Consider the following 15,823-nt stretch of genomic DNA (forward strand, 5'->3'; position numbering starts at 1 on the left):
CTCTGAGACACTGGGGGCGTCATGAGTGAGACAGCTGCCCAGTCGAGCGCGCCCCTGCGTGCCCGCGCCGAGATCGATCTGGCCGCCCTGCGGTCGAACGTGCGGACCCTGCGCGCCCTCGCGCCGGGCGCGGCCCTGATGGCCGTGGTCAAGTCCGACGCGTACGGCCACGGGGCGGTGCCCTGTGCCCGCGCGGCCGTCGAGGCGGGGGCGGCCTGGCTGGGCACCGCCACGCCCGAGGAGGCCCTCGCGCTGCGTGCCGCGGGCATCCGTGACGTGCGGATCATGTGCTGGCTCTGGACGCCGGGCGGGCCGTGGCGGGAGGCCGTGGAGGCCGATCTCGACGTGTCCGTCAGCGGGATGTGGGCGCTGCGGGAGGCCGTCGAGGCGGCCCGTGCCGTCGGGCGCACCGCGCGGGTGCAGCTCAAGGGCGACACCGGGCTCGGGCGCAACGGCTGCCAGCCGGGCGCCGACTGGGCCGAGCTGGTCTCCGAGGCGCTGCACGCCGAGCGCGCCGGGCTCATCCGGATCACCGGACTCTGGTCGCACTTCGCCTGCGCCGACGAACCCGGGCACCCCTCCATCGCCGCCCAGCTCTCGACGTTCCGGGAGATGGTGTCGCACGCCGAGCAGGCCGGCGTCCGCCCCGAGGTGCGGCACATCGCCAACTCGCCCGCCACGCTGACCCTTCCCGAGGCCCACTTCGACCTGGTGCGGACCGGGGTCGCCGTCTACGGCATCTCGCCCAGCCCCGAGATCGGCAGCTCGGCGGAGCTCGGGCTGCGGCCGGTGATGACGCTCAGCGCGTCGGTCGCGCTGGTCAAGCGGGTGCCGGGCGGGCACGGCGTCAGCTACGGACACCACTACATCACCCCGGGCGAGACCACCCTCGGCCTCATCCCGGTCGGCTACGCGGACGGCATCCCGCGGCACGCCTCCGGCACCGGCCCGGTGCTGGTCGGCGGGAAGTGGCGGACCGTGGCGGGGAGGGTGGCCATGGACCAGTTCGTCGTCGATCTGGGGGGCGACGAGCCCGCCGTCGGCAGCGAGGCCGTGCTCTTCGGGCCCGGCGACCGCGGTGAGCCCACCGCCGAGGACTGGGCGCAGGCGGCGGGGACCATCGCGTACGAAATCGTCACCCGGATCGGAACACGCGTTCCCCGCGTCTATGTGAACGAGGGACAAGCTGGGTAATCGCCTCAGCAGCGACCACCAGTCCAGCAGCCCGGCGAAGAGGAGCGGTACGTGAGCGAGAGCAGTGCGGAGGCCGTCGTTGCCGTCGCCTCCGCCACGGGGACGGCCGGGAACTGGCGCCGGGCGACCGGTATCGCCGGGGCCGCGATAGGGGTGGTCGCGGCGGGAGCCGCGGCCGGTGTCGCGCTGGAGCGGATGACCGTCGGACGCGGGATGCGCAAGAAGGCGCGGCTCGCCCTCGACTCGGCGGGCCCGTACGGCTCGCTGCGCGGGATGCCGGGCAAGGCGTACGCCGACGACGGCACGGAGTTGTACTACGAGGTCGACGACGTCGAGCCGGAGGGCGGCTCCGCGCCCCGGCGACGACGGCTCTTCGGGCGGAAGGCGCCGCTGCCCGTCACCGTCGTCTTCAGCCACGGCTACTGCCTGAGCCAGGACTCCTGGCACTTCCAGCGGGCCGCGCTGCGCGGTGTCGTGCGGACCGTGCACTGGGACCAGCGCAGCCACGGGCGGTCCGGGCGGGGTGTGCGGCAGGTCCAGGACGACGTGCCGGTCGACATCGAGCAGCTCGGGCGCGACCTGAAGGCCGTCATCGACGCCGCCGCGCCCGAGGGGCCGCTGGTGCTCGTCGGGCACTCCATGGGCGGGATGACCGTCATGGCGCTCGCCGACCAGTATCCGGAGCTGGTGCGGGACCGGGTCGTCGCCGTGGCTCTGGTGGGCACGTCCTCCGGGCGGCTCGGCGAAGTCAACTTCGGGTTGCCCGTCGCGGGTGTGAATGCGGTGCGGCGGGTGCTGCCGGGGCTGCTGAAGGCGCTGGGGCAGCGGGCCGAGCTGGTGGAGAAGGGGCGGCAGGCCACCGCCGACCTGTTCGCCGGGATCATCAAGCGCTACTCGTTCGCGTCGCGGGACGTCGACCCGGCCGTCGCACGGTTCGCCGAGCGGATGATCGAGGCGACGCCGATCGACGTGGTCGCCGAGTTCTACCCGGCCTTCAACGACCACGACAAGACCGAGGCGCTCGCCCACTTCAGCGACATGCCGGTGCTGGTGCTGGCCGGGATCGGGGACCTCGTCACGCCCAGCGAGCACAGCGAGGCCATCGCCGGGCTGCTGCCCGACGCCGAGCTGGTGCTGGTGCCGGACGCGGGGCATCTGGTGATGCTGGAGCACCCGGAAGTGGTCACCGATCGCCTCGCCGACCTCCTCACCCGCGCGGGTGCCGTGCCGGCAGGGGCTACGGTTGGCGGTTATGGAAGCAGCAGTACCGCACAGCCCGGTTGAGACCGAGCTGACCGTCACCTCCCCCGAGCAGATGCGCGAGCTGGGCCGGAAGCTGGCCAAGCTGCTGCGGGCCGGGGACCTCGTGATGCTCAGCGGGGAGCTCGGCGCGGGCAAGACGACACTGACCCGGGGGCTGGGCGAAGGGCTCGGGGTGCGGGGCGCCGTCACCTCGCCGACCTTCGTGATCGCCCGTGTGCACCCCTCCCTCGGCGACGGCCCGCCGCTCGTCCATGTCGACGCCTACCGGCTGGGCGGCGGGCTCGACGAGATGGAGGACCTCGACCTCGACGTCTCGCTGCCCGAGTCGGTGATCGTCGTGGAGTGGGGCGAGGGCAAGGTCGAGGAGCTGACCGAGGACCGGCTCCAGGTGCAGATCCACCGGGCCGTCGGCGACACCGTCGACGAGGTACGGCACGTGACCCTGACCGGGCTGGGCGAGCGCTGGGCGACGACCGGGCTGAGCGTGCTCACCGCCTGACCGGACGCGACCGTTCCGAGTGGCGCGTTATTTTCGGTGAACGTTCCGACAATCCGTCGGCAAGATATTGCATTCGGCGTCTTGTGCGTGGTCACATGGTACCCAGTTCGTAGTTAGGTCTACCTAACCACGTCCGCCCCCGGTGCTCAGGAGGCGACCATGTCGGCCACGGAACGAGACGAGGCGACGCCGCGCGCGGTGTTCGCGGTGCCCATGCGCGACCTGCTGGCGGCCTGCGCCGCGGCGGACGCGATCTCCACCCCACCCCGCGTGCCCGACCGCGAGACGGTCCAGCGCGAACGGCACCGCGAAGCCGCCTGAGATCTGATCCGCCGGAGGCCTGATCCTTCGGACCGGCCCTAGCGGATCACGATCACCTTCTGGCCGATCGTCGCGAAGCTCCACATCGCGGCGCCGTCCTTGCGGGTCTCCCGGATGCCGCCCGTCTTCACCGAGGGGTCGGACTGCGGGGTGGCGCCGTCGACGGCGGCACTGAAGCCGATCGTCACGCTGCCGACGCTGGTGAAGCGGACGACGTGCTCGATGGGGGTGCCGTCGGTGCCGGTGACCGAGTTCGAGCGGGACGTGACCCAGTAGGAGCCCGGGGCCGGGTCGACCGTGCCGGGGCTGACCTTGAACGTCCGTCTGACCTTGTTGCCCGCTTCGACCAGCCAGACCCGGTCGTCGTCCACCGAGTACACCACCCGTTCACCCGTTCCGGAACCGGCCGGCAGGGCGTCGGGGTGACCGGTGTCCCGGGGCGCCTTGGCGGTCCCGGTGCCGGGAGAGTCGGCGGCGTGCGGCCGGCCGAGGGTCTCGGGCACGGTCGCCGAGGCCTGGTAGGCGAGGACACCGACCGTGACGAGGGCCGCCGCGGTGAGCCCGGTGACGATACCGGCGCTGGTGCTGGGCACGGTGGTCCACCTCTTCGTCGTACGCAGTGATCCTTCGCGACGTTAGCAGTCGGCGGGTGCCGCACCGGGGCGGCGATGTGCGCGGCGCGGTAGCCGTAGGCTGTTTGCGTGCTCTTGCTCGCTCTGGATACCGCCACCCCCGCAGTCACCGTCGCCCTGCACGACGGAACGGACGCCGTCGCCTCCTCCAGTCAGGTGGACGCCCGCCGGCACGGCGAGCTGCTGCTGCCGGCCGTCGACCGCGTCCTCGCCGAGGCCGGGCTCAGGCTCGACGCCGTCACCGGCATCGTCGTAGGCATCGGACCCGGCCCCTACACCGGACTGCGCGTCGGACTCATGACCGCCGACACCTTCGGACTCGCACTCGGCGTGCCCGTGCACGGCGTGTGCACGCTCGACGGGCTCGCGTACGCCACCGACGCCGAGGGCCCCTTCGTCGTGGCGACCGACGCCCGGCGCAAGGAGGTCTACTGGGCGCGCTACGCCGACCGCCGCACCAGGCTCACCGAACCCGCCGTGGACCGGCCCGCCGACATCGCCGAGCAGGTCGCCGGGGTGCCCGCCGTGGGTGCCGGCGCGCTGCTCTACCCCGACACCTTCCCGGACGCCCGCGCGCCCGAGCACGTGTCGGCGGCGGCCCTGGCCGCGCTGGCCGCCGAGCGGCTCGCCGCGGGCGAGGAACTCCCGGCGCCCCGGCCGCTGTACCTGCGCCGGCCCGACGCCCAGGTCCCCAAGAACTACAAGGTGGTCACCCCCAAGTGACCCCCGTACTGCGTGAGATGCGCTGGTGGGACATTGATCCGGTGCTGGAGCTGGAGAAGGACCTCTTCCCCGAGGACGCCTGGTCGCGGGGCATGTTCTGGTCCGAGCTGGCCCACGCGCGCGGCGCCACGGCCACCCGGCGCTACCTGGTCGCCGAGGAGGACGGACGGCTCGTCGGGTACGCCGGGCTCGCCTCCTCCGACGAACTGGCCGACGTGCAGACCATCGCCGTCGCCCGCGACCACTGGGGCACCGGCCTCGGCGGGCGGCTGCTGACCGAACTGCTCCAGGCGGCCACCTCGTTCGAGTGCGCCGAGGTGATGCTGGAGTGCCGGGTCGACAACGACCGCGCGCAGAAGCTGTACGAGCGGTTCGGCTTCGCACCCATCGGCTTCCGGCGCGGCTACTACCAGCCCGGCAACGTCGACGCCCTCGTGATGCGCCTGATCATCGACCCTGCGAGTGAAGAGAAGAACCATGGCTGACGAACCACTCGTCCTCGGCATCGAGACCTCCTGCGACGAGACCGGCGTCGGCATCGTCCGCGGCACCACGCTGCTCGCCGACGCCATCGCCTCCAGCGTCGACGAGCACGCCCGCTTCGGCGGTGTCGTGCCGGAGGTCGCCTCCCGCGCGCACCTGGAGGCGATGGTCCCGACGATCCAGCGCGCCCTGAAGGACGCCGGTGTCAGCGCCAAGGACCTGGACGGCATCGCGGTCACCGCCGGTCCCGGCCTCGCGGGCGCCCTGCTGGTCGGCGTCTCGGCGGCCAAGGCCTACGCCTACGCGCTCGGCAAGCCCCTCTACGGCGTCAACCACCTCGCCTCCCACATCTGTGTGGACCAGCTGGAGCACGGCAGTCTGCCCGAGCCGACGATGGCCCTGCTGGTGAGCGGCGGTCACTCGTCCCTGCTGCTGTCCACGGACATCACCACGGACGTCCGGCCGCTCGGCGCGACCATCGACGACGCGGCCGGCGAGGCCTTCGACAAGATCGCCCGCGTCCTGAACCTCGGCTTCCCGGGCGGTCCGGTCATCGACCGGTACGCCAAGGAGGGCGACCCGGACGCGATCGCCTTCCCGCGCGGTCTGACCGGGCCCCGCGACCCGGCGTACGACTTCTCCTTCTCCGGGCTGAAGACGGCCGTGGCCCGCTGGATCGAGGCGAAGCGCGCCGCGGGCGAGGAGGTGCCGGTGCGTGACGTCTCGGCCTCCTTCCAGGAGGCGGTCGTGGACGTGCTGACCCGGAAGGCCGTGCGGGCCTGCAAGGACGAGGGCGTCGACCACCTCATGATCGGCGGCGGGGTCGCGGCCAACTCGCGGCTGCGGGCGCTGGCCCAGGAACGCTGCGATGCGGCCGGCATCCGGCTGCGCGTCCCGCGGCCCAAGCTGTGCACGGACAACGGGGCGATGGTGGCCGCGCTGGGCGCCGAGATGGTCGCCCGCAACCGGCCCGCCTCCAGCTGGGACCTGTCGGCCGACTCCTCGCTGCCGGTGACGGACCCGCACGTCCCCGGGCACGACCACGTCCACGAGGTCAGCAAGGAGAACCTGTACTCGTGACCGTCGCGTTGATGTGGGAGGCGCGGGCCGCGGAGGGCCGGGGCGAGGAGCTGCTGGCCTGGGCGCGGGCCCAGGAGCTGGCCGTGGAGCCCGTGCGCCGGGAGAGCTTCCGGGCCCCCCAGGACCGGGTGCTGGTCATCACCTGGTGGGACGCCGGCTACGACGCCGTACTGCCCGAACTGCCCGAGCCCGACGGTGAGTTGGTGACGCGGGGCGTGCACCGGTGGCGGTTCGAGTCGGTGGCGGTGGATCAGGGCTGAAGGGCGGACAGGGCCCCGGCCGAGGTCGCGAGCGTCGCGGACGCCACGGCCGTGACGAGTGACCGCTCCCGGACCGGCCCGGCTCCCTGTGCGTTCACGGCATCCCCCGACGCCCACCCTCGGAGGCGTCGGCGGATTCCGGCACCGGGAGCCGGCGTTCGGACCCCTTCGTGATCAGGCGGTTTCCTCCGTTGCCGGTGCGACCTCCGTCTCGCAGCGCAGCCTGCGGTCGGCGCCCACCTCCCGCACCGGGCCGGTGAGCGTCAGCCGGGCGGTGTGGCGCACCTCGGCGCTGGAGGCCGCCAGCCGCAGTTCCAGGGCGCCCGGCTCCACGACCCGGCGGCCGGTGCGGTCGGTGAACGCCGAGTGGTCGGCGTGGAAGCGGAAGGTCACCCGGCGCGTCTCGCCCGGGTCGAGTTCGAGGCGCTGGTAGCCGATCAGGCGGACGTCCGGGCGGGTCACCGTGGCCACCGGGTCGTGCAGGTACAGCTGCACCACCTCGGCGCCCGCACGGTCACCGGTGTTGCGGACGGCGACCGTCACGTCGTACGAGCCGTCCGTGGTGATCTCCGCCCCGGCGGCGTCCTGGGCGGCGTACTCCCAGGCGAACGTCGTGTACGAGCGGCCGTGGCCGAAGGCGTACAGCGGGGTCGGGTCCAGGTTGCTGACCTCGCCCGCGAGGCCCAGCGGCGGCTGGAGGTAGGTCCAGGGCTGGCCGCCGGGCACCTGCGGCACGCTCACCGGCAGCCGCCCGGAGGGGTTGACGCGGCCCGACAGCACTCCCGCGACCGCCGGGCCGCCCTCCTCGCCCGGGAAGAAGGCCTGCACGGCGGCGGCCAGCCGGCCGTGCCAGCGGCCGAGCGCGTACGGCCGCCCGGTCAGCAGGACGAGGACCACGGGCACTCCGGTGGCGACCAGCGCGTCCAGCAACTCACCCTGGACACCCGGCAGTTGCAGGTCCGTCGCGTCGCAGCCCTCGCCCGAGGTGCCGCGCCCGAACAGGCCCGCCCGGTCGCCGAGGACGGCGACGCAGACGTCCGCCTCCGCGGTCCGTGCGACCGCCTCCTCGAAGCCGCCGGTGCCGGGGTCGTCCACCCCGCAGCCTTCCGCGAACGTCACCTTGGCGTCCGGGAGTTCGGTGCGCAGCGCCTCCAGGACGGTCGGGATCTCGATGCCCATCGGGATGTCGGGGTGGTGGGTCAGGACGTGGGACGGGAAGGAGTAGCAGCCGAGCATGGCGAGCGCGTCGGCCGCCCTGGGGCCGACCACCGCGATCCTCGTGTCGGGGGAGAGCGGCAGGACGCCGTCCGGATTGTCCAGCAGGACCACCGACTCCTCGGCGAGGCGGCGGGCCAGGGCGCGGTTCGCCGTCGAGTCGAGGTCGATCCGACCGGCGGGCTCGGGGCCCCAGTCCTCGTCCAGCAGGCCCAGTTCGCACTTCTGGAGCAGGACGCGGCGGGCGGCCCGGTCGACCAGCTCCTCCGGGACCTCGCCCGCCCGTACGGCCTCCAGAAGGGGCTTGCCGTAGCACTTCAGGGTGGGCAGTTCCACGTCGAGGCCCGCCGCGAGCGCCGCGTGGGCGGCCTCCGCCTCCGTACCGGCGACCCGGTGCTGGGTCTGGAGGAAGCCGACGCCGAAGTAGTCGGCGACGACCGTTCCGGTGAACCCCCACTGCTCGCGCAGGAGTTCGGTGAGCAGACCGGGGTCGGCGGAGGCCGGGATGCCGTCGGTGTCGGTGTACGCGGCCATCACCGAGCGCGCCCCGCCCTCGCGCAGCGCGAACTCGAACGGCGGCAGCGTCACGTCGGCGAACTCGCGCACGCCCGCCCGGACCGGGGCCAGGTTGCGGGCGCCCGCGGAGGCGGCGTACCCGGCGAAGTGCTTGAGCGTGGCGACCACGCCGGCCGACTCCAGACCGCGGACATAGGCGGCGCCGACCGTGCCGACCAGGTACGGGTCCTCGCCGATGGTCTCCTCGACCCGTCCCCAGCGCGGGTCGCGGACGACGTCCAGCACGGGGGCGAGGCCCTGGTGGACGCCGACCGCGCGCAGGTCGGCGCCGATGCGCCGGCCCATCTCCTCGACGAGCGGCGGGTCGAAGGCGGCGCCCCACGCGAGCGGGACCGGGTACGCGGTCGCCTGCCAGGCGGTGAAGCCCGCGAGGCACTCCTCGTGCGCGAGCGCGGGGATGCCGAAGCGGCCCGCCTCCGCGATACGGCGCTGGGCGCGGGCCAGTGCCTGCGCGCCCAGCGCCGGGTCCACGGGGGCGGTGCCGAAGGGGCGGGTGAGCTGGCCGAGCCCGTGGGTGATGAGCTCGTCCCAGTCGTAGTCGGCGGTCATCTCGCGTTGCAGCGGGGCGACGCCGTCCCCGTCGGTGCTGGCTCCCACCCACACGCCGTACAGCTGGGCGGTCTTCTCCTCCAGAGTCATCCGGGAGAGGAGGTCGTCGACGCGGGCGGCGGCGGGCAGGGCGGGGTCACGCCAAGGCGCGGTGGTCATGAAACTCCTGTCGGGTCGAACGACCTCTCACGAAGGGCTCTCACGAACGTCTCTCGCGAATGTTTCGATGTGTAATCCGAATGTTTTGGGAACCTAGGCCGGTGAGAAGGGTTCGTCAAGAGGTCGTGCAGGGATACGATCGCCGCCATGACACCCCCGGAGCCCGGTGAAACCCGGACAGCAGGACGTTCGACGCAGACCGCGACGCTCGCCGAGATCGCCCGCGAGGCAGGCGTCTCCGCGCCGACTGTTTCGAAGGTCCTCAATGGACGGGCCGATGTCGCCCCGGCGACCCGGACCCGAGTCGAGGAGCTGCTGCGCGCCCACGGCTATCGCCGACGACGGGCCGAGGCGAGCCGCTCCCCCCTCATCGACCTGGTCTTCCACGAGCTGGAGAGCGCCTGGGCGATGGAGGTCATCCGCGGCGTGGAGAACGTGGCGCGGGACGCCGGGCTGAGCGTGGTGCTCAGCGAGAGCGCGGGCCGGCTCACCCCGGGCCGGACCTGGGCCGACCAGGTCGCCGCCCGGCGCCCGCACGGCGTCATCCTCGTGCTGTCCGGGCTCGACGAGTCCCAGCGCGCCCTGCTGACCAGCCGCTCCATCCCGTTCGTCGTCATGGACCCGGCCGGCGACCCCGGCGCCGACGTGCCGTCCATCGGCGCCACCAACTGGCAGGGCGGCCTCGCCGCCACCCGGCACCTGGTCGAACTCGGCCACACCCGGATCGGCGCCATCAGCGGCCCGTCCCGCATGATGTGCAGCCGGGCCCGTGTCGACGGCTACCGGGCCGCGCTGGAGACCGCCGGGCTGCCCGTCGACCCCGCGCTGATCAAGAACGGCGACTTCCACCACGAGGCCGGCTACCGGCTCGGCCTGGACCTGCTGCGCCGCGAGGACCGGCCCACCGCCGTCTTCGCGGGCAACGACCTCCAGGCGCTCGGGCTCTACGAGGCCGCGCGGGAGCTGGGGCTGCGCATCCCGGACGACCTGAGCGTCGTCGGCTTCGACGATCTGCCGGTCGCGCCCTGGGTGGGGCCGCCGCTGACGACCGTACGGCAGCCGCTCACCGAGATGGCCGAGGCGGCGGCGAAGCTCGTGCTCGACCTCGCGCGCGAGGAGGGAACGCCGGCGGCGACGCGGGTGGAGCTGGCGACGAGTCTGGTGGTGCGCAGCAGCACGGCGGCGCCGCCTGTGCATTAGGGAGGGAGAGGCGTCGCCGTATTGACGGGTGTGCCGTGGCACCCCACACTGCCCCGAAGTCAATCGGTTGTTCGACCGAAACTTTCGGAGGCACCCGCGATGAGATCTCTGAGAACCGGCTTATCCCTGACGCCCCTCCTGGCGGTGCTCGGCGCCCTCCTGTGCACGGCGCCCGCGGCGCACGCCGCCGACACCCCGCTGCGCGACCTCGGCGCCGCCAAGGGCAAGGTCATCGGCACCGCTGTCACCGGCTCCAAGCTCACCGGGACCTACGGTGACCTCGCCGGGGCGCAGTTCGGTTCGCTGACCCCCGGCAACGCCATGAAGTGGGGCTCGGTCGAGCCGGCCCGGGGCAGCTTCGACTGGGCCGAGGCCGACCGGATCGTGAACTTCGCCGAGGCCCACGGCCAGCAGGTGCGCGGCCACACCCTGGTCTGGCACAGCCAGAACCCGAGCTGGCTGACCAACGGCACCTGGACACCGGCCCAGCTGAGCACCCTGCTCGACGACCACATCGCCACCGAGGTCGGCCGCTACAAGGGCCGCCTGGCCGCCTGGGACGTGGTGAACGAGCCGTTCAACGAGGACGGCACCTACCGCTCGACCCTCTGGTACAACGGCCTCGGCTCCGGCTACATCGCCCAGGCCCTGACCGCCGCCCGCGCCGCCGACCCGGCCGCCAAGCTGTACATCAACGACTACAACGTCGAGGGCGTCAACGCGAAGAGCACGGCCCTGTACAACCTGGTCAAGTCGCTGAAGGAGCAGGGCGTCCCGATCGACGGCGTCGGCCTCCAGGCCCACCTCGTCCTCGGCCAGGTGCCCGCCACCCTCCAGCAGAACATCCAGCGCTTCGCCGACCTCGGCGTGGACGTGGCGATCACCGAGCTGGACATCCGGATGGCGCTGCCGGCGGACAGCGCCAAGCTGGCCCAGCAGAAGGCCGACTACAAGGCGGTGACGGCGGCCTGCGTGGCCGTCGCGCGCTGCGTCAACCTCACTGTCTGGGGCTTCGCCGACTCCGACTCCTGGGTCGACAGCACCTTCCCGGGCTACGGGGCGGCGACGCCGTACGACGCGAACTACGCGCCGAAACCGGCCTACTACGGCATCGCGGAGGCGCTGGGCGGGACGACGACACCGCCGCCGACGGGGGCCTGCACGGCGACGTACAGCGTGCCGAGCCAGTGGAACACCGGGTTCACCGGGAACGTGACGATCTCCTGCTCGGGTGCCTCGCTGTCGTCCTGGAAGGTGACCTGGACGTACGGCGCCGGGCAGCAGATCACCCAGGCATGGAACGCGACCTGCACCCAGTCCGGCGCGGCCGTCAGCTGTGTCAACGCCTCCTACAACGGGAGCGTCCCGGACGGCGGCTCGGTGAGTTTCGGGTTCAACGCGTCATGGAGCGGGAGCAACCCGCTACCGACCGTGACGGTAAGTTGAGAAAAGTTAGATTTTCCGAAGAAAACTGCCTCCGGGCGGTACGCCCGTAATAATTCGGACTTACGTTCCTCTCCGTGAACGGAGACGACGAAGGCAGACCAGTGGGCCGGCGGCGGTCGCGGATATGGAAGGCCGCCGGCCTCACTCTCGCGGGCGTGCTGGTGGCGGGAGCCGCCACCGGCGGCTGGGTGTACTGGCACCTGAACAGCAACATCAAGAGCGTCGACATCGACCAGGCGCTCGGCGACGACCGCCCGGCGAAGCCGACGGTGACCCCGTCCCCCTCCGCCTCCGCGAGCCCGCTGCCGACCGAGGCCCTCAACATCCTGGTCCTCGGCTCGGACTCACGCAGCGGCAAGGAGAACCAGGCGCTCGGCGGCGGCGACAGCACCGGCGCCCGCTCCGACACGGCGATGGTCGTGCACATCGACGCGGGCCGCACCGCGGCCACGGTCGTCAGCATCCCGCGCGACACGCTCGTCACCCGCCCGTCCTGCCCGCTGGAGGACGGCGGTTCGACGGCGGTGGCGTACCGGGCGATGTTCAACAGCGCGTACTCGGTGGGCGGCCCGGTCTGTGCCGTGAAGACCGTCGAGTCGATCACGAACGTCCGCATGGACCACTACCTGGAGATCGACTTCGCGGGCTTCGCGAAGCTGGTGAACGCCCTCGGCGGGGTCACGGTGACGACGGACGAGGACATCGACGACTCCAGCAGCCATCTGACGCTGGAAGCGGGCACCCACCACCTGAACGGCAAGCAGGCCCTCGCGCTCGCCCGCACCCGGCACGGCATCGGCGACGGCAGCGACCTCGGCCGGATAGGCCTCCAGCAGAAACTGGTGAAGGCCCTGTTGGAACAGATCTCCTCGACCGACCTGCTCACTTCCCCCACCAAGCTCTACTCGGTCGCCGACGCGATCACCGGCAGCCTCACCACCGACACCGGCCTCGACTCGCTGACCGGACTGATGGACCTCGGCCGGAGCCTGCAGGGGCTGTCGGCGGACCAGGTGAAGACGGTGACGATGCCGGTCGTGCAGGCGCCCTCGGACCACAACCGGGTGGTGGCGGACGAGCCGGAGGCGAGCGAGCTGTGGGAGTCGCTGCGGTGACGGCAACCCCTGGGCGGGGCGGTGCGGTCGCTGCGGGGACGGCCGACGGGCGTGGTGACGGACTCGGCGTTCGTGTTCGGGGGAGCTCAAGGAGTTTGCCGACCGACGCGTCGCTGACCTGCGGAAACGGCGCCGCGAAAAAATCTTGGGGAATTTCCGGCGCCGGTGTCGATTCCGTCGCCCTCCGATCGACGCATGGTTGAGCGGCCGGAGAAAAGAAGCCCCGGCCCCGACCAAGGAGCCTCAGATGCCCCGCTACCTCTCCCTCGTGCAGATCGACGAGTCCAACGCCCCCGCCGAAGGCCCCAGCCCCGAGCTGATGGAGCGGATGGGGTCGCTGATCGAGGAGATCACCAAGGCCGGTGTCATGCTCGACACCGCCGGTCTCACCCCGTCCGCCCAGGGCACCCGCGTGCACTGGGAGGGCGGGAAGCTCTCCGTCACCGACGGGCCCTTCACCGAGGCCAAGGAGGTCGTCGGCGGGTACGCGATCATGCAGTGCAAGGACAAGGCCGAGGCGCTGGAGTGGACCAAGCGGTTCCTCCAGGTGCACGAGGAGTACTGGACCGTCACCTGCGAGGTGCGGGAGATCGCCGAGGGCTGAGTTCTCCTTGGCGGGCGGCGCCCGCGGGTGTTGCATGGGGGACTGTGAGCCCACAGTCCCCCCAGCCCCACGGCGACCCGCGGCACGCCATCGAGACCGTCTTCCGGATCGAGTCGCCCCGCATTGTCGCCGCCGTCACCCGCACCGTCCGTGACGTCGGCATCGCCGAGGAACTCGCCCAGGACGCGCTCGTCGCCGCCCTGGAGCAGTGGCCGCGCGACGGTGTCCCCGACAACCCGGGCGCCTGGCTCATGACCGCCGCCCGGCGCCGGGCCGTCGACCTGGTCCGGCGCCGCGAGAACTACGCCCGCAAGCTCCAGGAGATCGGGCGGGAGCTGCCGGAGACGGTCCCGTTCGACGAACCCGCCGACCCCGACGACATCGACGACGACCTGCTCCGGCTCGTCTTCACCACCTGCCATCCGGTCCTCTCCGCCGAGGCCCGCGTCGCCCTCACCCTCCGGCTCCTGGGCGGCCTCACGACGGCCGAGATCGCCCGCGCCTTCCTCACCCCCGAGGCGACCGTCGCCCAGCGCATCGTCCGCGCCAAGCGCACCCTCGCCACCAGGAACGTCGCCTTCGAGGTGCCGTACGGCGTCGAGCGCGAGGCCCGGCTGGGTGACGTACTCGACGTCATCTACCTCGTCTTCAACGAGGGGTACGCCGCCACCGTCGGCGACGACTGGCTGCGGCCGGGGCTCTGCGAGGACGCCCTGCGGCTGGCCCGCCTGCTGTCCGGGCTGATGCCGAAGGAGCCCGAAGTGCACGGCCTCGCGGCGCTGTTGGAGTTCCAGGCGTCCCGCACCGCCGCCCGCACCGGCCCCGACGGCGCTCCCGTCCTCCTCAGGGATCAGAACCGCCGCCGCTGGAACCGCATGCTCATCGCCCGCGGCATCAGGGCACTCGAGCGGGCGGAGGCCACCGCCACCGGCGCCCCCGGCCCGTACGTCCTCCAGGCCACCATCGCGGCCTGCCACGCGCACGCGTACACCTACGAGGAGACCGACTGGGCCACCATCGCCGCCCTGTACGGTCTGCTGGCCGCCCGCGCCCCGTCCCCGGTCGTCGAACTCAACCGCGCGGTCGCCGTGTCGATGGCCGAGGGACCGGAAACGGCCCTGGAGATCGTCGACGCCCTGACCCCCCACCTGCGCGACTATCACCTGCTGCCCAGCGTGCGCGGCGACCTCCTGCACCGGCTCGGCCGTACGGCGGAGGCGGCGGCCGAGTTCCAACGCGCCGCCGCCCTCGCCCGCAACGAACGCGAGCGGGAACTGCTGCGGCGCCGCGCGCGGGAGGCTCAGGCCGGCTGACCGAGCAGCATGGTGGGGGCGCCGGCGACCCGGGTGAGGAAGACGGTCAGCGCGGCCTTGCCGTGCGGTTTCGGCAGGGCCTTCCTGCGCAGCTCCTCCGGCTCCACCGCCGAACCCCGCTTCTTCACGGTGAGGATTCCGACCTCACGCTCACGCAACAGCGCCTTCAGCTTCTTCACGTTGAAGGGGAGTTGGCCGGTGATCTCGTAGGCGGTGGCGTACGGGGTCACGCGCAGCTCGTCCGCGGTGATGTACGCGATCGTCTCGTCGATCAGCCCGCCCTCCAGATCCTCGGCCACCTCGGCGACCAGGTGGGCGCGGATGACGGCGCCGTCGGGCTCGTACAAGTACCTTCCGACAGGCCGGACTTCGGGGTCGGGGAGGCCGCGGCCGAGGAGGGTGCGGGGGCCCGGGAGGAGGGTGGCGCGGACTCCGCCAGGCTCGGTGCCGAACCACAGCACCGCCTCCTTCACGTCCCCGCCGTCCGAGATCCACTCCGCCTCGGCCTCGGCGGGGATCGCCTCGTGGGGGACGCCGGGTGCGATCTTCAGGGCGGCGTGCGGCGCCTTCGCCGCCGCCTGTACCGCCCAGGACAGGGGAGGGGAGTAGGCCTCCGGGTCGAAGATCCTGCCGCGACCGCCGCGTCGCGCCGGGTCCACGAACACCGCGTCGTACGCGGACGTGTCGACCTCCGTGACATCCGCCTCCCGCACCTCGATCAGCCCGGCCAGCCCCAGCGCCTCGGCGTTCGCCCGTGCCACGGCCGCCGTGAACGGGTCCCGGTCCACGGCGAGGACCCTGATCCCGGCCCGTGCGAGGGCGATCGCGTCGCCGCCGATCCCGCAGCACAGATCGGCGACGGACCGCACGCCCAGCGCCCGGAAGCACTCCGCGCGATACGTGGCCACGCTCGCCCGCGTCGACTGCTCGACCCCGTTCGGGGTGAAGAACATCCGCTCCGCGTCCTCGGTCCCGAACTTCGCCGCCGCCCGCTGCCGCAGCCGCGCCTGGCCGAGCGCCGCCGACACCAGGTCCGCGGGGTGCTCGCGGCGCAGCCGGGTGGCGACGGTGAGTTCGTCGGCGGGGGCGGTGCCGCGCACTTCGTCGAGGAGGGCGCGGCCCTCGGGGGTGAGGAGGGGGGTGAGGTCGGTCACCGGTTCATTGTGGGCCAGTCGGTGGATGGTCCGCTTC

The 15,823-nt window shown here is 72.6% G+C and carries 16 protein-coding genes; 13 read left to right on the top strand and 3 right to left on the bottom strand.

The annotated features are described in order from the left end of the window. The first annotated feature begins 21 nt into the window (after positions 1-21). The 4 genes from alr (at position 22) to DI272_RS44650 (ending at position 3,277) form a co-directional block, all read left to right on the top strand. On the top strand, positions 22-1,194 hold the full coding sequence (alr, locus tag DI272_RS27530; protein ID WP_109497909.1) for an alanine racemase: 1,173 nt from the start codon (positions 22-24) through the stop codon (positions 1,192-1,194). 51 nt (positions 1,195-1,245) lie between these two features. Further along, entirely contained in the window at positions 1,246-2,478 is a 1,233-nt protein-coding gene (locus tag DI272_RS27535; protein ID WP_109497910.1) for an alpha/beta fold hydrolase, read from the top strand. Next, complete coding sequence (gene tsaE, locus DI272_RS27540) at positions 2,447-2,956, top strand: tRNA (adenosine(37)-N6)-threonylcarbamoyltransferase complex ATPase subunit type 1 TsaE (RefSeq protein WP_109497911.1); 510 nt, start codon at positions 2,447-2,449, stop codon at positions 2,954-2,956. Before DI272_RS27535 ends, tsaE begins: the two co-directional genes overlap by 32 nt. 159 nt (positions 2,957-3,115) lie before the next feature. Then, positions 3,116-3,277 carry a hypothetical protein gene (locus DI272_RS44650; RefSeq protein WP_181387325.1) on the top strand — a complete coding sequence of 54 codons (162 nt, stop codon included), beginning with the start codon at positions 3,116-3,118 and terminating at the stop codon, positions 3,275-3,277. Positions 3,278-3,315: 38 nt separating this feature from the next. Here the strand turns inward: DI272_RS44650 and DI272_RS27545 are convergent, their stop codons facing one another. Next, positions 3,316-3,870: a hypothetical protein gene (locus DI272_RS27545; RefSeq protein WP_109497912.1), complete on the bottom strand. Its 555-nt coding sequence runs from the start codon at positions 3,868-3,870 to the stop codon at positions 3,316-3,318. A gap of 108 nt (positions 3,871-3,978) precedes the next feature. On the opposite strand from DI272_RS27545, the gene tsaB reads away from it, so the two are divergent. The 4 genes from tsaB to DI272_RS27565 are packed head-to-tail and all read left to right on the top strand — an operon-like array spanning position 3,979 to position 6,455. Then, a complete protein-coding gene (gene tsaB / locus DI272_RS27550) occupies positions 3,979-4,632 on the top strand; it encodes a tRNA (adenosine(37)-N6)-threonylcarbamoyltransferase complex dimerization subunit type 1 TsaB (RefSeq protein ID WP_109497913.1) in 654 nt (217 codons plus the stop codon). Positions 4,633-4,649: 17 nt separating this feature from the next. Next, positions 4,650-5,117, top strand: coding sequence for a ribosomal protein S18-alanine N-acetyltransferase (gene rimI, locus DI272_RS27555; RefSeq protein ID WP_109501064.1), 468 nt, complete (start codon positions 4,650-4,652; stop codon positions 5,115-5,117). After that, positions 5,110-6,195: a tRNA (adenosine(37)-N6)-threonylcarbamoyltransferase complex transferase subunit TsaD gene (tsaD, locus tag DI272_RS27560; RefSeq protein WP_109497914.1), complete on the top strand. Its 1,086-nt coding sequence runs from the start codon at positions 5,110-5,112 to the stop codon at positions 6,193-6,195. Before rimI ends, tsaD begins: the two co-directional genes overlap by 8 nt. Then, positions 6,192-6,455 (top strand): hypothetical protein, encoded by a 264-nt coding sequence (locus tag DI272_RS27565; protein ID WP_109497915.1) that lies wholly within the window; start codon positions 6,192-6,194, stop codon positions 6,453-6,455. The genes tsaD and DI272_RS27565 overlap by 4 nt, the downstream gene beginning before the upstream one ends. A 174-nt stretch (positions 6,456-6,629) precedes the next feature. Here the strand turns inward: DI272_RS27565 and DI272_RS27570 are convergent, their stop codons facing one another. Further along, entirely contained in the window at positions 6,630-8,954 is a 2,325-nt protein-coding gene (locus tag DI272_RS27570; protein ID WP_109497916.1) for a glycoside hydrolase family 3 N-terminal domain-containing protein, read from the bottom strand. Positions 8,955-9,101: 147 nt separating this feature from the next. Between DI272_RS27570 and DI272_RS27575 the strand changes: the two genes are divergently transcribed. From DI272_RS27575 to DI272_RS27595, 5 genes are all read left to right on the top strand, one after another. After that, positions 9,102-10,154, top strand: coding sequence for a LacI family DNA-binding transcriptional regulator (locus tag DI272_RS27575; RefSeq protein WP_109497917.1), 1,053 nt, complete (start codon positions 9,102-9,104; stop codon positions 10,152-10,154). A 99-nt stretch (positions 10,155-10,253) separates the two neighbouring features. Then, complete coding sequence (locus tag DI272_RS27580) at positions 10,254-11,600, top strand: endo-1,4-beta-xylanase (RefSeq protein ID WP_109497918.1); 1,347 nt, start codon at positions 10,254-10,256, stop codon at positions 11,598-11,600. Between the two features lie 74 nt (positions 11,601-11,674). Then, a complete protein-coding gene (locus DI272_RS27585) occupies positions 11,675-12,715 on the top strand; it encodes an LCP family protein (protein ID WP_258314695.1) in 1,041 nt (346 codons plus the stop codon). Between the two features lie 247 nt (positions 12,716-12,962). Continuing rightward, complete coding sequence (locus DI272_RS27590) at positions 12,963-13,319, top strand: YciI family protein (RefSeq protein ID WP_109497919.1); 357 nt, start codon at positions 12,963-12,965, stop codon at positions 13,317-13,319. A 44-nt stretch (positions 13,320-13,363) separates the two neighbouring features. After that, positions 13,364-14,632, top strand: a complete 1,269-nt coding sequence (locus DI272_RS27595; RefSeq protein ID WP_109497920.1) for an RNA polymerase sigma factor — start codon at positions 13,364-13,366, stop codon at positions 14,630-14,632. Here the strand turns inward: DI272_RS27595 and DI272_RS27600 are convergent. Continuing rightward, positions 14,620-15,786 carry a methyltransferase domain-containing protein gene (locus DI272_RS27600; protein ID WP_109497921.1) on the bottom strand — a complete coding sequence of 389 codons (1,167 nt, stop codon included), beginning with the start codon at positions 15,784-15,786 and terminating at the stop codon, positions 14,620-14,622. The genes DI272_RS27595 and DI272_RS27600 overlap by 13 nt on opposite strands. Positions 15,787-15,823: the final 37 nt, after the last annotated feature.

Origin of the sequence: Streptomyces sp. Act143 (assembly GCF_003143935.1) — a bacterium.
Lineage (GTDB): Bacteria > Actinomycetota > Actinomycetes > Streptomycetales > Streptomycetaceae > Streptomyces.

Bases quoted from the DNA above. Each gene is read 5' to 3' on its own strand.
- alr (WP_109497909.1), top strand. From the start codon at position 22: ATGAGTGAGACAGCTGCCCAGTCGAGCGCGCCCCTGCGTGCCCGCGCC.
- tsaE (WP_109497911.1), top strand. From the start codon at position 2,447: ATGGAAGCAGCAGTACCGCACAGCCCGGTTGAGACCGAGCTGACCGTC.
- DI272_RS44650 (WP_181387325.1), top strand. From the start codon at position 3,116: ATGTCGGCCACGGAACGAGACGAGGCGACGCCGCGCGCGGTGTTCGCG.
- rimI (WP_109501064.1), top strand. From the start codon at position 4,650: ATGCGCTGGTGGGACATTGATCCGGTGCTGGAGCTGGAGAAGGACCTC.
- tsaD (WP_109497914.1), top strand. From the start codon at position 5,110: ATGGCTGACGAACCACTCGTCCTCGGCATCGAGACCTCCTGCGACGAG.
- DI272_RS27570 (WP_109497916.1), bottom strand. From the start codon at position 8,954: ATGACCACCGCGCCTTGGCGTGACCCCGCCCTGCCCGCCGCCGCCCGC.
- DI272_RS27575 (WP_109497917.1), top strand. From the start codon at position 9,102: ATGACACCCCCGGAGCCCGGTGAAACCCGGACAGCAGGACGTTCGACG.
- DI272_RS27580 (WP_109497918.1), top strand. From the start codon at position 10,254: ATGAGATCTCTGAGAACCGGCTTATCCCTGACGCCCCTCCTGGCGGTG.
- DI272_RS27590 (WP_109497919.1), top strand. From the start codon at position 12,963: ATGCCCCGCTACCTCTCCCTCGTGCAGATCGACGAGTCCAACGCCCCC.